This window comes from Acidovorax sp. FW305-C-20-28, assembly GCF_058783375.1.
In genome coordinates this window covers 132,294-148,056 of the sequence record NZ_JBYSYM010000004.1, presented here as the reverse complement: position 1 = coordinate 148,056, position 15,763 = coordinate 132,294, and the positions used below count along the sequence as shown (strand labels likewise).

Sequence of the window (15,763 nt, the reverse complement as noted above, 5' to 3'; positions counted from 1 at the left end):
GCATGAACACCAGCAGCCTGCCCACCTCTCTGCCCCCCAGCCCGGCGCCCGGGCTGCTGCAGCAGCTGCGCGAGCGCCAGGACAGCCTGCCCGAAGCCCAGCGCAGCGTGGTGCGCGCCGTGCTCGAAGACCCGCGCGCCGCGGTGGCAGCCACGGTGGAGCAGCTGGCACAGCAGGCCGGCGTGTCCATGCCGACCATCGTGCGCACCTGCCGCAGCTTCGGCTACGACTCGGTGCGCGAGTTCATGCTGGCCCTGGCACAGGACCTGGCGGTATCGGGCTCCTACCTGCACCGCAGCGTGCTGGCCGAGGACACGGCGCAGGACGTTTCGAGCAAGATCATCCATGCCGCCGTCTCCTCGCTGACCGAGCTGGGCCGGCGCATCGATGTGGACGTGATCGACCAGGTGGCAGCCAAGCTGGCGAAGGCGCGGCGCATCGACTGCTATTCGGTCGGAGCGGCCTCGACCTTCACGGCCAGCGAGCTGCAGAGCCGGCTGTTCCGCCTGGGCCTCACGGCCAACGCGATCTTTGACGCGCACCAGCAGCTGGTGTCGGCCAGCACGCTGGGCCCCGAGGGCGTGGCCTTCGTGGTCTCGCACGTGGGGCGCATGCCCTACACGGTGGAGGCGGCCAAGTTCGCGCGCTCGCAGGGCGCCACCGTGGTGGCCCTGACCCAGCCGGGCACACCGCTGGCCGAAACCGCCGATCTGGTGCTGGCCGTCTCGGTGCCCCAGGACGCGGTGATGCGCGTGGGCACCGAGGCCTACCTGGCCCACCTGGTGGTGATCGAGATCCTCATGGTGCGCCTGGCGCAGCAGCTGGGGCCAGTGGCCACGCGCGGGCTGCAGCAGTTCAAGCAGCTTTTGCACAAACACGGGTTCGACAGCGCCGAATACTCCGGCGCCATGGACCACGGCCCGGGCATGCACAAGCCGGGCCAGAAAGACCATTGATGGCAGCAACGCAAGCGACTCTTCTGAAGAACGGAACCCTCATCGACGGCACGGACCGCCCCGGGTGGGTGGGCGACCTGCTGCTGGCAGGCGAGCGCATCGTGGCGCTGGCCGCTCCCGGCGGCATCGACCGCAGCCTGCTCGACGGCATGGCACTGGAGACCGTGGACTGCACGGGCCGGGTGATCGCCCCCGGCTTCATCGATGTGCACACCCACGACGATGCCGCGGCCATCGACGCGCCCGACATGCTGCCCAAGCTCTCGCAGGGCGTGACCACGGTGATCGTGGGCAACTGCGGCATCTCGCTGGCACCGGTGATGACCGATGCGCCTGCAGCGCCGCTGTCGCTGCTGGGCACGCGCCAGTTCCGCCATGCGGGCATGGCCGACTATGCGCGCGCGGTGGACGCCGCGCAGCCCGGCGTGAACGTGGCGGCGCTGCTGGGCCACACCGCCCTGCGCATGCGCCACCTCGCCGACCTGGGGCAGGCCGCCACGGCCAGCGAGCGCGCCGCCATGGCCGCCGACATGCAGGAGGCCATGGACGCAGGCGCACTGGGCCTGTCGTCCGGCGTGTTCTACAAGGAGGCCTATGCGGCCGACCTCACGGAGCTGACGGAGCTGGCCAGCGTGGCCGCGCGCAATGGCGGCGTCTATGCCACCCACATCCGCGACGAGCTGGCAGGCATCCTGCCTGCACTGCAGGAAGCGGCCCAGACGGCGCGCCAGGCCGGTCTGCCGCTGGTGCTGTCGCACCACAAATGCGCCGGTGCCTCGAACTGGGGCCGCACGCGCGAAACCCTGCCGCTGATCGAGTCGCTGGCCCAGGGCCAGCCCATCAGCCTGGACGTGTATCCCTACACCGCAGGCTCCACGGTGCTGCGCACCGACCTGGTGGACGGTGTGATCGACATCCTGATCACCGGCAGCCAGCCCCACCCGGAGATGGTGGGCCGCTACCTCAAGGACATCGCGCGCGAATGGGGCATGACCGAACAGGCGGCCTGTGACAGGCTGCAGCCGGGCGGGGCCTGCTACTTCCAGATGCGCGAGGACGATGTGGAGCGCGTGATCGCGCACCCGCTGGCCATGATCGGATCGGACGGCCTGCCGCATGACGAACGGCCCCACCCCCGCCTGTGGGGCGCCTTCCCGCGCGTGCTGGCCTGCTACTGGCGCGAGAAGGGCCTGCTGCGGCTGGAGGAAGCCATCCACAAGATGACGGGCCTGTCGGCTCAGCGCTTTCGCATCGGCGAGCGGGGCCGACTGGCCCCGGGCCTCATGGCCGATGTGGTGGTGTTCGACCCGGCGCGCGTGCGCGATACCGCGAGCTACGAGCAGCCCGTGCAGTTCAGCGAAGGGATCGAACGGGTGTGGGTAAACGGGGTGCTGAGCTACACCGCCGAAGGCCGCGCCACCGGGGCGCGGGCCGGGCGCTTCATCCGCCGGCAGGCCATCGCGCCCGCCTGAGGCATGCCCAGAGCAGCGGGCTTTGCAGCCATTGCAAAGCCGCTTCCTGCCGGGCGCCGTGTCCAGAAACCGGGCCGAAAACTACAGTGGAGGCACCTACCAAGGCATTCACTGACAAGGAGTTTTCCATGCCCATCATCAACGTCAAAGTCTCGGCCGAACGCTCGGTCGCCCTGTCGCAGCGCATCTCGGACACGCTGCTCGATCTGACCACCCGCATCCTGGGCAAGAACCCGAAGATCACGGCCGTGACCGTGTCCTACGTGCACCCCGAGGACTGGATCGTGGGCGGCAGCAGCCTGGCCGCCCAGGGCAAGCGCAGCGTCTACCTCGATATCAAGGTCGTGGACGAGACCAACACCAAGGCCGAGAAGGCGCGCTACATCGCTGAGGTGTTCGCGGCCTTCCAGGGCCTGCTGGGCGAGCTGCACGAGGAAAGCTATATCTACGTGCAGGATGTGCGCGCCACGGCCTATGGCTATGGCGGCAAGACCCAGGAATTCCGGCACCAGCATCCCCAGTGAGACTGCCAACGCCAGAAACAAAAAAGCCCACTCGAAAGTGGGCTTTTTGCAATATTGGTTGCGCGAGGAGGATTTGAACCTCCGACCTTTGGGTTATGAGCCCAACGAGCTACCAGACTGCTCCATCGCGCGGCAAGATTGAATTATATACCTTATTCAGCGGCTGCAGCCGAAGAATTTTCAGTTTTTTCTTCAGCACGGTCGACCAATTCAACCAGTGCCATGGGCGCGTTGTCGCCAACACGGAAGCCCATCTTCAGGATACGGGTGTAGCCACCGGGGCGCGCATTGAAGCGGGGGCCCAGGTCGTTGAACAGCTTGGTCACGCTGTCGCGGTCGCGCAGGCGGTTGAAGGCCAGGCGGCGGTTGGCGACGGTGTCGACCTTGGCCAGGGTGATCATGGGCTCGACCACGCGGCGCAGTTCCTTGGCCTTGGGGACGGTGGTCTTGATGGCCTCGTGCTCGATGAGCGAGTTCATCATGTTCTGCAGCATCGCGAGGCGGTGCGAGCTGGTGCGGTTGAGTTTGCGGAGGCCGTGTCCGTGGCGCATGGTGCTTTCCTTCTACTGTCTGTGTAATTAAATCGGCCAGCCGTGTCAGGTACTGTCCGAGGCACTGCTCCTTGCACAGGGATCCCTGCTTCAGGAACGAAAAGTCCCCCTCGCGGGGGACCCAAAACCGGGCTCCCCAGCTTTTGGGGAACTCGGGATTATAGCGTTTGTTTAACGCTTGTCCAGGCCTGCTGGTGGCCAGTTCTCGAGCTTCATGCCCAGCGTGAGACCACGCGAGGCGAGCACTTCCTTGATTTCGTTGAGCGACTTGCGGCCCAGGTTAGGCGTCTTGAGCAGCTCGTTCTCGGTGCGCTGGATCAGGTCACCGATGTAGTAGATGTTCTCGGCCTTCAGGCAGTTGGCGGAACGCACGGTCAGCTCCAGCTCGTCCACAGGGCGCAGCAGGATAGGATCGAACGTGGCATTGCCGCGTGGGCCTGCAGGCGCGTCGAACGCAGCCAGCTCGCCACCTTCCAGCTGTGCGAACACGGCCAGCTGTTCCACCAGGATCTTGGCCGATGCGCGCACGGCGTCTTCGGCCGTGATGGCGCCATTGGTCTCGATCTCGACGACCAGCTTGTCCAGGTCGGTGCGCTGTTCCACACGGGCGCTTTCCACGGTGTAGCTCACGCGCTTCACGGGGGAGAACGATGCGTCCAGCACGATGCGGCCGATCGACTTGGTCGATTCATCGGCATAGCGGCGCAGGTTGCCCGGCACGTAGCCACGGCCCTTTTCCACCTTGATCTGCATGTCCAGCTTGCCGCCCTGCGACAGCGTGGCGATCACGTGGTCGGGGTTGACGATCTCGACGTCGTGGGGCGTCTGGATGTCGCGCGCGGTCACCACGCCTTCACCATCCTTGCGCAGGCTCAGCGTGACTTCGTCACGGTTGTGCAGCTTGAACACCACGCCCTTGAGGTTCAGAAGGATGTTGACCACATCTTCCTGGACACCGTCGATCGACGAGTACTCGTGCAGAACGCCTGCAATGGTGACTTCCGTCGCTGCGTAACCCACCATGGACGAGAGCAGGACGCGCCGAATGGCGTTGCCCAGCGTGTGGCCGTAACCACGCTCGAACGGCTCCAGCGCGACCTTGGCACGGTTGTGGCCAAGCTGCTCGACATTGATCGCCTTGGGTTTCAGCAAATTGGTTTGCATTCAGACTTCCTCTCAATACCCCCAGCTCGTTACACCGGTAAGGCTGGTGAAGCGCCTAAACCGCGATGCCTCGCGGTTCAGGTACGGTTTTTTCGAAATGTGATTCGAACTAGCGATTAGCGCGAGTACAACTCAACGATCAGCGATTCGTTGATGTCGGCACCGAACTCGTCGCGGTCTGGCACCTTCTTGAACACGCCTTCTGCCTTGTCGGCATTGACGTCCACCCAGGCGGGCATGCCAACCTGTGCAGCCAGTTGCAGGGCTTCGACGATGCGGTTCTGCTTCTTGGACTTTTCGCGCACGGCCACGACATCGCCGACCTTGACCAGGTACGAAGGGATGTTGACCGACTTGCCGTTCACCGTGATGGCGCAGTGCGACACCAGCTGGCGGGCTTCTGCACGCGTGGAGCCAAAGCCCATGCGGTACACGACGTTGTCCAGACGCGATTCCAGCAGGAACAGCAGGTTGGCGCCGGTGTTGCCCTTGCGGCTGTCAGCGGTCTCGAAGTAGCGGCGGAACTGCTTTTCCAGGATGCCGTACATGCGCTTGACCTTCTGCTTTTCGCGCAGCTGCAGGCCGTAGTCGGACGTGCGGGCACCGGAGGTGCGGCCGTGCTGACCGGGTTTGGAGTCGAACTTGCACTTGTCCGCAATGGAGCGACGGGCGCTCTTGAGGAACAGGTCGGTGCCTTCACGGCGGGAGAGTTTGGCCTTGGGGCCGAGGTAACGTGCCACTTGAACTTCCTTTATGTCATCTACCGCAAACCAGTGCGGGAGCCGCCTGTGTCGCTCTCGCGTACGCAGGCGGCGGTGGGCTTGTGAAAATTAGATACGACGGCGCTTTTGAGGGCGGCAGCCGTTGTGCGGAACCGGCGTCACATCGGAGATCGACGTGATGCGGATGCCCAGGGCACCCAGTGCACGCACCGAGGATTCGCGACCAGGACCTGGGCCCTTGATCTCGACATCCAGGTTCTTGATGCCTTGGTCGATGGCGGCGCGGCCAGCCACTTCCGAAGCCACCTGGGCTGCGAAAGGCGTGGACTTGCGCGAGCCCTTGAAGCCTTGGCCACCCGACGAGGCCCACGACAGGGCGTTGCCCTGGCGGTCCGTGATCGTGATGATCGTGTTGTTGAACGAAGCATGCACGTGGGCAATGCCGTCCGACACGTTCTTGCGAACCTTCTTGCGAACGCGCTGTGCTGCGTTATTGGCTGGAGACTTGGCCATATTGATCTTTCAATCTCTTTATTTCTTCAGTGCAGCAGCACCCTTGCGCGGGCCCTTGCGGGTGCGTGCATTGGTACGGGTACGCTGACCACGCATCGGCAGACCACGACGATGGCGGAAACCACGGTAGCAGCCAATGTCCATCAAGCGCTTGATGTTCATGGTGGTTTCGCGGCGCAGGTCACCTTCAATGGTGAATTGCTCGATCTGCTCGCGAATCTTTTCCAGATCGCTGTCCGTCAGATCCTTGATCTTCTTGGAGTAAGCGATACCGGTTGCTTCGCAAATCTTGCGAGCGCGTGTGCGACCGATCCCGAAAATGGAGGTCAAGCCGATTTCCGCATGCTTGTGGGGCGGAATGTTGATGCCAGCGATACGTGCCATATGCGTCCTCTAATACTTTCCAATCAACCCTGGCGCTGCTTGTGGCGCAGATCCGTGCAGATCACGCGCACCACACCCTTGCGGCGGATGATCTTGCAGTTGCGGCAGATTTTTTTGACCGAAGCCGAAACTCTCATTGCAATTCTCCTAAAACTTTTCCATCCGTCCCGGCTTGTCTTGCACGGAACACAATCTTTGTGCCCGCTACAAAATCGTGGGGCGCCAACCAACTCAAACCTTGCTTCCAGAGCCCGGGCGCATTGTGCACCCAGACCCTGTCGAACCCATCAACCGCCCTGATTGCCCTTGAAATTGGCTTTCTTGAGCAGCGATTCGTACTGTTGCGACATCATGTAGTTCTGCACCTGGGCCATGAAGTCCATGGTGACCACCACAATGATCAACAGCGAAGTTCCACCAAAGTAAAACGGTACGTTGTACTTCAGGATCAAGAACTCGGGCAGCAGGCAGACGAAGGTGATGTAGATCGCCCCCGCCAGTGTCAGTCGCACAAGAATCTTGTCGATATAGCGGGCCGTCTGTTCACCAGGACGGATCCCGGGAATGAACGCACCGCTCTTCTTCAGGTTGTCTGCCGTCTCACGGCTGTTGAAGACCAGCGCCGTGTAGAAGAAGCAGAAGAAGATGATCGCAGCAGCATAGAACATCACATACACCGGCTGACCAGGCGTCAGGGCCGCAGAGATGTCGCGCAACCAGCGCATCGACTCCCCGGCACTGAACCAGTTCACCACGGTGGCTGGCAGCAGGATGATGGACGAAGCGAAGATGGGAGGAATCACACCTGCCATGTTCAGCTTCAAGGGCAGGTGGGACGATTGACCACCATAGACCTTGTTACCCACCTGCCGGCGCGCATAGTTCACGAGGATCTTGCGCTGGCCACGTTCCACATACACCACGAAGTAGGTCACCGCAGCAACCACCAGCACGATGAAGATGGCGGCGAGGATGCTCATCGCACCCGTGCGCACCAGCTCCAGCAGGCCACCGATGGAGCTTGGCAGACCAGCCGCGATACCTGCAAAGATCAGGATCGAGATGCCGTTGCCAAGACCACGCTCCGTGATCTGCTCGCCGAGCCACATCAGGAACATGGTGCCAGCCGTGAGGCTGACCATGGCCGTGATGCGGAAACCCATGCCGGGGCTGAGCACCAGGCCGGCCGAGCTTTCCAGTGCCACGGCGATGCCGAGCGACTGGAAAATGGCCAGGCCCAGCGTGCCGTAGCGCGTGTACTGGGTGATCTTCCTGCGGCCGGCTTCGCCTTCCTTCTTGAGCTGCTCAAATGTCGGGACCACGTAGGTCATCAGTTGCATGATGATCGATGCCGAGATGTACGGCATGATCCCCAGTGCAAAGACGGTGAAGCGCGAGAGCGCACCACCCGAGAACATGTTGAACAGGTTCAGGATGCCGCCTTGCTGGCCGCTGAACAGCTGCTGCAACTGGGCTGGGTCGATACCGGGCACGGGGATATGCGCCCCGATGCGGTAAACGACCAGCGCGAGCAACAGAAAAACCAGGCGGCGACGCAGGTCGCCGAACTTGCCGGTCTTTGCAATTTGAGCTGCGCTAGTAGCCACAGGTACCTTCTTTCAGAACCAAAATCAGGCCAGGCTGCCGCCGGCAGCTTCGATAGCCGCCTTGGCACCCGCAGTAGCGCCCACGCCCGTCAGCTTGACAGCCTTGGACAGAGCACCGCTCTTGATGACCTTCACCACCTTGGCCAGCTCGCTGATCAGGCCGGCTTGCTTCAGAGCAAGCACGTCCACTTCGGCCAGGCCCAGCTTGTCCAGGTCGGACAGCGTGACTTCGGCGTTGAACTTGAGCGACTGCGACTTGAAGCCACGCTTGGGCAGACGGCGTTGCAGAGGCATTTGACCGCCTTCGAAACCCACCTTGTGGTAGCCACCCGAGCGGGACTTCTGGCCCTTGTGACCACGGCCAGCGGTCTTGCCCAGGCCGGAGCCGATACCACGGCCTACGCGGCGCTTGGCATGCTTGGCGCCGTCTGCGGGCTTGATGCTATTGAGTTCCATGATCTATCTCTCAGACGATTTTGACCAGGTAGCTGATCTTGTTAATCATGCCGCGCACTTCGGGCGAGTCCTTCAACTCGCTGACGCTGTTCAGCTTGCGCAGACCCAGGCCACGGACGGTGGCGCGGTGCGATTCCTTGGTGCCGATAGGGCTGCGCACCAGTTGAATCTTGACGGTTTGTTGCGTAGTCATTACAGCTCCAATCAGGCGAAGATGTCTTCGACCGTTTTGCCGCGCTTGGCTGCCACTTGCGAAGGCGTCGTGGAGTTCACCAGGGCGTCAAAAGTGGCGCGGACCATGTTGTAGGGGTTCGACGAACCATGGCTCTTGGCCACGATGTCGGTCACACCCAGCACTTCGAAGACGGCGCGCATCGGGCCGCCGGCGATGATACCGGTACCCTTGGGGGCGGGAGCCATCATCACGACGGCAGCGCCGTGGTGACCCGTCACGTTGTGGTGGATCGTGCCGTTCTTGAGCGACACCTTCACCATGTTGCGGCGGGCTTCTTCCATTGCCTTTTGCACGGCAGCAGGCACTTCCTTGGACTTGCCCTTGCCCATGCCCACGCGGCCATCACCGTCGCCGACCACAGTCAGTGCAGCGAAGCCGAGGATACGGCCGCCCTTCACGACTTTGGTCACGCGGTTGACCGCGATCATTTTTTCGCGCAGACCGTCGTCACGACCTTCGTCTTGCACCTTGGGTTGAAATTTAGCCATTTTGTATTCCGTTCCGCTTAGAACTGCAGACCCGCTTCGCGGGCTGCATCGGCCAGGGCCTTGACGCGACCGTGGTAGGCAAAGCCCGAGCGGTCGAACGCAACCTTCTCGACACCGGCTGCCTTCGCCTTTTCAGCGATGCGCTTGCCGATGGCCGTGGCAGCGGCGGCATTGCCACCCTTGCCAGAGCCGCCGAGTTCCTTGCGGACGTCGGCTTCTGCGGTGGAGGCACTTGCCAGCACCTTGCTGCCGTCGCCGGAGATGACGCTGGCGTAGATGTGGAGGTTCGTACGGTTCACGGTCAGACGGGCAACGCCTTGCTGGGCAATGCGGATGCGGGTCTGGCGTGCACGACGAAGACGCTGCTCTTTCTTGGTCAACATGCTGCAGCTCCTTACTTCTTCTTGGTCTCTTTGATCGTGATCTTCTCGTCCGCATAGCGGATACCCTTGCCCTTGTAGGGCTCGGGTGGACGAACAGCACGGATCTCAGCGGCAATTTGGCCAACACGTTGGCGGTCGGCGCCCTTCACAACCACTTCCGTGGGCGTGGGGGTGGCCACCGTGATGCCAGCAGGCATCTCGATGTTGACGGGGTGCGAATAGCCGACAGCCAGGTTGAGCTTGGCGCCAGATGCGGCGGCCTTGTAGCCCACGCCGATCAGCGTCAGCTTCTTCTCAAAGCCCTTGCTCACGCCAACAACCATGTTGTTGACGAGCTGGCGGATCGTGCCGCTCATGGCATTGGCTTCACGGGAGTCGTTGACGGGCTCGAAGCTGAGCTTGCCGTCCTTGTTCGACACCTTCACCAGCACGTTCTGCGCCAGCGACAGGGAGCCACCAGTCCCCTTGACGGAGATCTGGTCATCTTTAACGGACACATCCACGCCTGCGGGGATGGTCACGGGCATTTTTCCTACTCGGGACATTTCAGTTTCTCCTCAATGCCGCGGGTTAGGCCACGTAGCACAGCACTTCGCCACCGACACCGGTTGCGCGCGCCTTGCGGTCGGTCATCACGCCCTTGGGCGTCGTGACGATTGCCACACCCAGACCGTTCATGACTTGTGGAATGGAATCATGGCCCTTGTACACACGCAGGCCAGGGCGGCTGACGCGCTCGATGCGCTCAATCACCGGACGACCAGCGTAATACTTCAGGGCGATTTCGAGTTCGGACTTGCCGGATTCGGTCTTGACCTGGAATCCGTCGATATAACCCTCGTCCTTCAGCACCTGGGCGATGGCAACCTTCACCTTGGAAGAAGGCACCAGCACCGTGGCCTTGGAGACCATCTGTGCATTGCGGATGCGGGTCAGCAAGTCAGCGATAGGATCACTCATGCTCATGTTGTAATTCTCCTGCCTGCTTACCAGCTGGCCTTGGTGACACCGGGGATGTCGCCTGCAAAAGCCAGTTCACGGATCTTGGCGCGGGCCAGACCGAATTGACGGAAGGTACCGCGTGGGCGACCGGTGATTTCGCAACGGTTGCGCTGGCGCGTGGGGTTCGCGTTGCGGGGGAGCTTCTGCAGACCCAGGCGGGCTGCATCACGCTCTTCGTCGCTGCGCTTGGCGTCACCGGCGATCGCCTTCAGTTCCGCATACTTCGTTGCGTACTTGGCGGCCAGTTTTTCGCGCTTCAGTTCGCGCTGGATCAAAGCTACTTTAGCCATACCCTGCCTCAGTTCTTGAAGGGGAAACGGAAACCGGCGAGAAGCGCCTTGGCTTCTTCATCGGACTTGGCCGTCGTGGTGATGCTGATGTTGAGACCGCGCAGTGCGTCGACCTTGTCGTACTCGATCTCAGGGAAAATGATCTGTTCCTTGACACCGATGTTGTAGTTGCCACGGCCGTCGAAAGCGCGGCCAGAGATACCACGGAAGTCACGCACGCGGGGCAGAGCCACGGTCACGAAACGATCCAGGAACTCATACATCTGCACGCCGCGCAGCGTGACCATGCAACCGATGGCCTGGCCTTCGCGGATCTTGAAACCGGCGATAGCCTTCTTGGCCTTGGTCACCACGGGCTTCTGACCAGCGATCTTGGTCAGGTCAGCCACGGCGTTGTCCATCACCTTCTTGTCCGACACGGCTTCGCTCACACCCATGTTGAGCGTGATCTTGGTCAGACGGGGAACCTGCATGGGCGAGGTGTAGCCGAACTGCTTGGTCAGTTCGGGAGCGATCTTGTCGCGGTAGATTTCTTGGAGTCGTGCCATGTTTACCCCTTAGGCCGCCTTGATTTCGGCGCCGCTGGACTTGAACACGCGAACGCGCGTGCCGTCAGCCTGCACCTTGATGCCCACGCGGTCAGCCTTGCCGGTGGCCGCATTGAAGATGGCAACATTGGACTGGTGGATAGGCATGGCCTTTTCCACGATGCCGCCCGTCGTACCCTTCATGGGGTTCGGCTTGGCGTGCTTCTTGACCAGGTTGATGCCGTCGATGACGAGGTGGGAGTCATCCTTGCGCAGCGAAACGGTGCCGCGCTTGCCCTTGTCGCGCCCGGTCAGCACGATGACTTCGTCGCCCTTGCGAATCTTGTTCATGGCGAGTCCTTAGAGAACTTCAGGAGCCAGGGACACGATCTTCATGAACTTCTCGGTACGCAGTTCACGCGTCACGGGTCCAAAGATGCGGGTGCCGATAGGCTCCAACTTTGCATTCAGCAACACCGCAGCGTTGCCATCGAATTTGACGAGCGAGCCGTCGCCGCGGCGAATGCCCTTCGCCGTACGCACCACCACTGCGCTGTAGACCTCGCCCTTTTTGACGCGGCCGCGCGGAGCAGCTTCTTTGATGCTCACTTTGATGATGTCGCCAACGCTTGCATAGCGACGCTTCGAGCCACCCAGCACCTTGATGCAAAGGACGGACTTGGCGCCGGTATTGTCGGCAACCTCTAACCGAGATTCTGTCTGGATCATTTCAATATTCCCAACTTGCACCAGAAGACCAGGGCCCCAGAGAACTTCTCAAGGGCTGCCAATCAGCCAGTCAGTCTTGGGCCCGTCGTCCGCACCGCAAACCATTTGCAGCACTTCCCGCTGGGCAGAAACTTCACGCAGGAAACGCGAAGCCCTCGATTATTGCAAAGGGGAAACCCGAAGTCAAGTGCCTATCACATCGGCGCGTGCAGATACTGCTCGGCGAGTGACAAAAATGCATCCAGTTGCGGATCGGCGCCCAGTTCCTCCTGCAGGAGGGCGGCGACCCGGGGGGCGCAGGCGATGGCCTGGCGGGCGTCCAGGAACAGCATGCGCGAGCGGCGCGCCAGCACATCTTCGACCGTGCAGGCGTATTCATGGCGCGCGGCAAAGCGCACCATGGCCTCGGTCAGGCCGCCTCCGAGGTCCACGCCCGCCCCTGGCAGCGCCTGCACGGCGCCGGCCTCGGCCCCGTAGGAGTGCAGGCCCTGGGCGTCGCTGATGCGGTGGCGCACGGGCTCTCCGGGCGTGCCCACCAGGGGCAGCTGGTTGGTGACGCCCGCGGCCTTTTCCGGCAGCAGGCCCACGGTGACGCATTTTTGCAACACATCCTCGGCCATGGCCCGGTAGGTGGTCCATTTGCCACCGGTCACCGTCACCAGGCCGCTCTTGCTGGCCAGCACGGTGTGCTCGCGGCTGATCTTCTTGGTGTTGTCGCCATCGTCGTCCTGCGGCTTGACCAGGGGGCGCAGGCCCACCCAGATGCTGCGGATGTCCGCCGCCTTGGGGGCACGGGTGAGGTAGCGGGCGGCCTCGTCAAGGATGAAGGCCACCTCTTCCTTGAAGGCCTGGGGTTCGCGCACCACGTCCTGGCGCGGGCTGTCGGTGGTCCCCAGGATCAGTTTGCCCAGCCAGGGCACGGCAAACAGCACCCGGCCATCGGCCGTCTTGGGCACCATGAGGGCGTGGTCGGAGGGCAGGAACTCGCGGTCCACCACGATGTGCACCCCCTGGCTGGGCGCCACGATGGGTTTGACCGGGCGGCCGATGGCCTCGCCATCCATCTGGCGCAGGGCATCGACCCAGACGCCTGTGGCATTGACCACGGCCTTGGCGCGCACCGTGAACTGGCGGCCGCTGGCGCTGTCTTCGCAGACGAAGCCGGCCACCTTGCCGTTCTCGTGCACCAGGGAGGTGGCAGGGCAGTAATTCACCAGCAGCGCCCCCCTGGCTGCGGCCGTGCGGGCCAGCGCCAGGGCCAGGCGGGCGTCGTCGAACTGGCCGTCCCAGTACTTCACACCGCCCTTGAGCCCGTCCTGGCGGGCATTGGGCAGGCATTGCAGGGTCTTGGCACGGCCCAGGAACTGGGTGGCCCCCAGGCCCGCCTTGCCGGCCAGGGCGTCGTACATCATCAGGCCCATGCCGTAGAACGGCGTCTCCCAGACCTTGTAGGAGGGCATCACAAAGGCCAGGGGCTGGGCCAGGTGGGGGGCGTTGTTGAGCAAGGTGGTGCGCTCGTGCAGGGCCTCGCGCACCAGCGCGATGTTGCCCTGGGCCAGGTAGCGCACGCCCCCGTGCACCAGTTTGGTGGCACGCGAGGAGGTCCCCTTGGCGAAATCGTGCGAATCGACCAGCACCACGCTGAAACCCCGGGCCGCCGCATCGAGCGCCACGCCCAGGCCCGTCGCACCGCCTCCGATCACGGCCAGGTCGTACTGGCGGGGTTCGGCAAGGCGGTCGAGAAGGTCGGAGCGCCGCGTGGGCAAGGGGGAAGAAACGTGGGTCATAGGTAGCGATTGTCCACAGGCACGGGGTTGAGCCCAGGGTTAACCCTTAAATTCTTGACACCTGCGGAGCGGGATTGGCCTTGTGGACCACCCGCCGCCGCAGGTTCGGGGGAGAGAAAGGGAGGCCAGCCCCCTCCTCTCATCTATCTATATAGAGAGAGAGAGGGCCGGCCTCCCCGGGCCGGCGGCCGCTCAGCGCGCCTTGCCGTCCTTCCAGGCCTGCAGCAGCTTGTCGTAGGCAATGGTTTCGCCCTTGGGCTTCTCGTTGGCCAGCTTGGCCCAGGGGGCCTGCTTGTCGCTCAGCCACTTGGTGGGCGCGCTCTTGGGGTTGAGCTTGGGCGCGCACTTGGCCATGCCGGCGCGCTCCAGGCGGGCCATCACCTGATCCATCTCATCGGCCAGCGTGTCCATCGCGCCCTGGGGCGTCTTCTCACCCGTGACGGCCTGGGCCACGTTCTTCCACCACAGCTGGGCCAGCTTGGGGTAGTCGGGCACGTTGGTGCCGGTGGGCGACCAGGCCACGCGGGCGGGGCTGCGGTAGAACTCGACCAGGCCGCCGAGCTTGGGCGCAGCGTCCGTCATGGCCTTGGACTGGATGTCGCTTTCGCGGATCGGGGTCAGGCCCACCAGGGTCTTCTTGAGCGAGGTGGTCTTGGCCGTCACGAACTGGGCGTACAGCCAGGCGGCAGCGGTCTTGTTGGCATCGTGGTCCTTGAAGAAGGTCCAGGAGCCCACGTCCTGGTAGCCGTTCTGCATGCCCTGCTTCCAGTAGGGGCCGTTCGGGCCGGGGGCCATGCGCCACTTGGGCGTGCCGTCGGCATTCACCACGGGCAGGCCGGGCTTGGTCATGTCGGCCGTGAAGGCGGTGTACCAGAAGATCTGCTGCGCGATCTGGCCCTGGGCAGGCACGGGGCCGGCTTCGCCGAAGGTCATGCCCGTGGCTTCCTTGGGCGCGTACTTCTTCATCCAGTCCACGTACTTGGTCAGCGCATAGACGGCGGCAGGCGAGTTGGTTGCGCCGCCACGGGCCACCGAGGCGCCCACCGGCGTGCACTTGTCATCGGCCACGCGGATGCCCCACTCGTCGATCGGCAGGCCGTTGGGCGCGCCGATGTCGGCGGTGCCGGCCATGGACAGCCAGGCATCGGTGAAACGCCAGCCCAGCGAGGGGTCCTTCTTGCCGTAGTCCATGTGGCCATAGATCGGCTTGCCGTCGATGTTCTTCACGTCGTTGGTGAAGAACTCGGCGATGTCCTCGTAGGCGCTCCAGTTCAGCGGCACGCCCAGGTCGTAGCCGTACTTGGCCTTGAACTTGTCCTTGATGTCCTTGCGGTCGAACAGGTCGGCGCGGAACCAGTACAGGTTGGCGAACTGCTGGTCGGGCAGTTGGTAGAGCTTGCCATCGGGCGCCGTGGTGAACTTGGTGCCGATGAAGTCCTTGAGGTCCAGGCCCGGGTTGGTGTATTCCTTGCCCGCGCCGCCCATGTAGTCGGTCAGGCTCATGACCTTGCCATAGCGGTAGTGGGTACCGATCAGGTCCGAGTCCGAGATCCAGCCGTCATAGATCGACTTGCCCGACTGCATCGAGGTCTGCAGCTTCTCGACCACGTCGCCTTCCTGGATCAGGTCGTGCTTGACCTTGATGCCCGTGATTTCCTCGAAGGCCTTGGCCAGGGTCTTGGATTCGTATTCGTGGGTGGTGATGGTCTCGGAGACCACGGAGATCTCCTTGACCCCCTTGCCCTGGAGCTTCTTGGCAGCGTCGATGAACCACTTCATCTCGGCCATCTGCTGGTCCTTGCTCAGCGTGGAGGGCTGGAACTCGCTGTCGATCCACTTCTTGGCCTCGGCCTCGCCGGCCATGGCCGACTGCCCGGCCAGAACCGCTACCGCCAATGCCAGCGCTGTATACCGCGTCTTCATAGTGCCTGTCTCCTCATAGTCACTCCCCTTTGGATGCACATGGGTCGCCC

Annotated in this window: 22 protein-coding genes and 1 tRNA gene; 3 read left to right on the top strand and 20 right to left on the bottom strand. The window is 63.0% G+C overall.

Features of this window, described 5'->3' with window-relative positions:
- Nucleotides 1-2 precede the first annotated feature (2 nt).
- The 3 genes from AC3WOH_RS07150 (at nt 3) to AC3WOH_RS07140 (ending at nt 2,952) form a co-directional block, all read left to right on the top strand.
- On the top strand, nt 3-956 hold the full coding sequence (locus tag AC3WOH_RS07150) for a MurR/RpiR family transcriptional regulator (protein WP_184860287.1): 954 nt from the start codon (nt 3-5) through the stop codon (nt 954-956).
- Nucleotides 956-2,428, top strand: a complete 1,473-nt coding sequence (locus tag AC3WOH_RS07145) for an N-acyl-D-amino-acid deacylase family protein (protein WP_492228665.1) — start codon at nt 956-958, stop codon at nt 2,426-2,428. Before AC3WOH_RS07150 ends, AC3WOH_RS07145 begins: the two co-directional genes overlap by 1 nt.
- Nucleotides 2,429-2,556: 128 nt before the next feature.
- Nucleotides 2,557-2,952: a tautomerase family protein gene (locus AC3WOH_RS07140; protein ID WP_492228664.1), complete on the top strand. Its 396-nt coding sequence runs from the start codon at nt 2,557-2,559 to the stop codon at nt 2,950-2,952.
- A gap of 55 nt (nt 2,953-3,007) precedes the next feature.
- On the opposite strand, the gene AC3WOH_RS07135 is transcribed toward AC3WOH_RS07140, so the two are convergent.
- The 20 genes from AC3WOH_RS07135 to AC3WOH_RS07040 all read right to left on the bottom strand — a co-directional run bounded on the left by AC3WOH_RS07135 (nt 3,008) and on the right by AC3WOH_RS07040 (nt 15,713).
- Nucleotides 3,008-3,084 (bottom strand) — tRNA-Met (locus AC3WOH_RS07135).
- A gap of 20 nt (nt 3,085-3,104) precedes the next feature.
- Nucleotides 3,105-3,503 carry a 50S ribosomal protein L17 gene (gene rplQ / locus AC3WOH_RS07130; protein ID WP_184860281.1) on the bottom strand — a complete coding sequence of 133 codons (399 nt, stop codon included), beginning with the start codon at nt 3,501-3,503 and terminating at the stop codon, nt 3,105-3,107.
- Between the two features lie 171 nt (nt 3,504-3,674).
- Nucleotides 3,675-4,667 carry a DNA-directed RNA polymerase subunit alpha gene (locus tag AC3WOH_RS07125; protein WP_184860279.1) on the bottom strand — a complete coding sequence of 331 codons (993 nt, stop codon included), beginning with the start codon at nt 4,665-4,667 and terminating at the stop codon, nt 3,675-3,677.
- 116 nt (nt 4,668-4,783) lie between these two features.
- On the bottom strand, nt 4,784-5,407 hold the full coding sequence (gene rpsD / locus AC3WOH_RS07120; RefSeq protein WP_409959469.1) for a 30S ribosomal protein S4: 624 nt from the start codon (nt 5,405-5,407) through the stop codon (nt 4,784-4,786).
- Nucleotides 5,408-5,497: 90 nt separating this feature from the next.
- The gene (rpsK, locus tag AC3WOH_RS07115; protein WP_005793662.1) at nt 5,498-5,902 is read right to left on the bottom strand and encodes a 30S ribosomal protein S11; all 405 of its coding nucleotides are present in this window, start codon (nt 5,900-5,902) and stop codon (nt 5,498-5,500) included.
- Between the two features lie 18 nt (nt 5,903-5,920).
- Complete coding sequence (gene rpsM / locus AC3WOH_RS07110; RefSeq protein WP_035206424.1) at nt 5,921-6,286, bottom strand: 30S ribosomal protein S13; 366 nt, start codon at nt 6,284-6,286, stop codon at nt 5,921-5,923.
- Nucleotides 6,287-6,309: 23 nt separating this feature from the next.
- Complete coding sequence (gene rpmJ, locus AC3WOH_RS07105; protein WP_005793651.1) at nt 6,310-6,423, bottom strand: 50S ribosomal protein L36; 114 nt, start codon at nt 6,421-6,423, stop codon at nt 6,310-6,312.
- A 150-nt stretch (nt 6,424-6,573) separates the two neighbouring features.
- A complete protein-coding gene (gene secY / locus AC3WOH_RS07100) occupies nt 6,574-7,893 on the bottom strand; it encodes a preprotein translocase subunit SecY (RefSeq protein ID WP_184860267.1) in 1,320 nt (439 codons plus the stop codon).
- A 24-nt stretch (nt 7,894-7,917) separates the two neighbouring features.
- Nucleotides 7,918-8,349, bottom strand: coding sequence for a 50S ribosomal protein L15 (rplO, locus tag AC3WOH_RS07095; RefSeq protein WP_492228663.1), 432 nt, complete (start codon nt 8,347-8,349; stop codon nt 7,918-7,920).
- A gap of 10 nt (nt 8,350-8,359) precedes the next feature.
- Nucleotides 8,360-8,542: a 50S ribosomal protein L30 gene (gene rpmD / locus AC3WOH_RS07090; protein ID WP_005793644.1), complete on the bottom strand. Its 183-nt coding sequence runs from the start codon at nt 8,540-8,542 to the stop codon at nt 8,360-8,362.
- Nucleotides 8,543-8,553: 11 nt separating this feature from the next.
- On the bottom strand, nt 8,554-9,072 hold the full coding sequence (gene rpsE, locus AC3WOH_RS07085; protein ID WP_492228662.1) for a 30S ribosomal protein S5: 519 nt from the start codon (nt 9,070-9,072) through the stop codon (nt 8,554-8,556).
- A 17-nt stretch (nt 9,073-9,089) separates the two neighbouring features.
- Nucleotides 9,090-9,455 (bottom strand): 50S ribosomal protein L18, encoded by a 366-nt coding sequence (rplR, locus tag AC3WOH_RS07080; protein ID WP_184860261.1) that lies wholly within the window; start codon nt 9,453-9,455, stop codon nt 9,090-9,092.
- An 11-nt stretch (nt 9,456-9,466) separates the two neighbouring features.
- Nucleotides 9,467-10,000 carry a 50S ribosomal protein L6 gene (gene rplF / locus AC3WOH_RS07075; protein ID WP_492228661.1) on the bottom strand — a complete coding sequence of 178 codons (534 nt, stop codon included), beginning with the start codon at nt 9,998-10,000 and terminating at the stop codon, nt 9,467-9,469.
- A gap of 25 nt (nt 10,001-10,025) precedes the next feature.
- Complete coding sequence (gene rpsH, locus AC3WOH_RS07070) at nt 10,026-10,421, bottom strand: 30S ribosomal protein S8 (RefSeq protein WP_184860257.1); 396 nt, start codon at nt 10,419-10,421, stop codon at nt 10,026-10,028.
- Between the two features lie 20 nt (nt 10,422-10,441).
- Nucleotides 10,442-10,747, bottom strand: coding sequence for a 30S ribosomal protein S14 (gene rpsN / locus AC3WOH_RS07065; protein ID WP_007861712.1), 306 nt, complete (start codon nt 10,745-10,747; stop codon nt 10,442-10,444).
- Nucleotides 10,748-10,755: 8 nt separating this feature from the next.
- The gene (rplE, locus tag AC3WOH_RS07060; RefSeq protein ID WP_005793632.1) at nt 10,756-11,295 is read right to left on the bottom strand and encodes a 50S ribosomal protein L5; all 540 of its coding nucleotides are present in this window, start codon (nt 11,293-11,295) and stop codon (nt 10,756-10,758) included.
- Between the two features lie 9 nt (nt 11,296-11,304).
- Nucleotides 11,305-11,625, bottom strand: a complete 321-nt coding sequence (rplX, locus tag AC3WOH_RS07055; RefSeq protein ID WP_184860255.1) for a 50S ribosomal protein L24 — start codon at nt 11,623-11,625, stop codon at nt 11,305-11,307.
- Between the two features lie 9 nt (nt 11,626-11,634).
- Nucleotides 11,635-12,003 (bottom strand): 50S ribosomal protein L14, encoded by a 369-nt coding sequence (rplN, locus tag AC3WOH_RS07050; protein ID WP_007861702.1) that lies wholly within the window; start codon nt 12,001-12,003, stop codon nt 11,635-11,637.
- A gap of 194 nt (nt 12,004-12,197) precedes the next feature.
- Nucleotides 12,198-13,790, bottom strand: a complete 1,593-nt coding sequence (locus tag AC3WOH_RS07045; RefSeq protein WP_492228660.1) for a glycerol-3-phosphate dehydrogenase/oxidase — start codon at nt 13,788-13,790, stop codon at nt 12,198-12,200.
- 192 nt (nt 13,791-13,982) lie between these two features.
- Entirely contained in the window at nt 13,983-15,713 is a 1,731-nt protein-coding gene (locus AC3WOH_RS07040) for an ABC transporter substrate-binding protein (RefSeq protein WP_184860251.1), read from the bottom strand.
- Between the last annotated feature and the right edge of the window lie 50 nt (nt 15,714-15,763).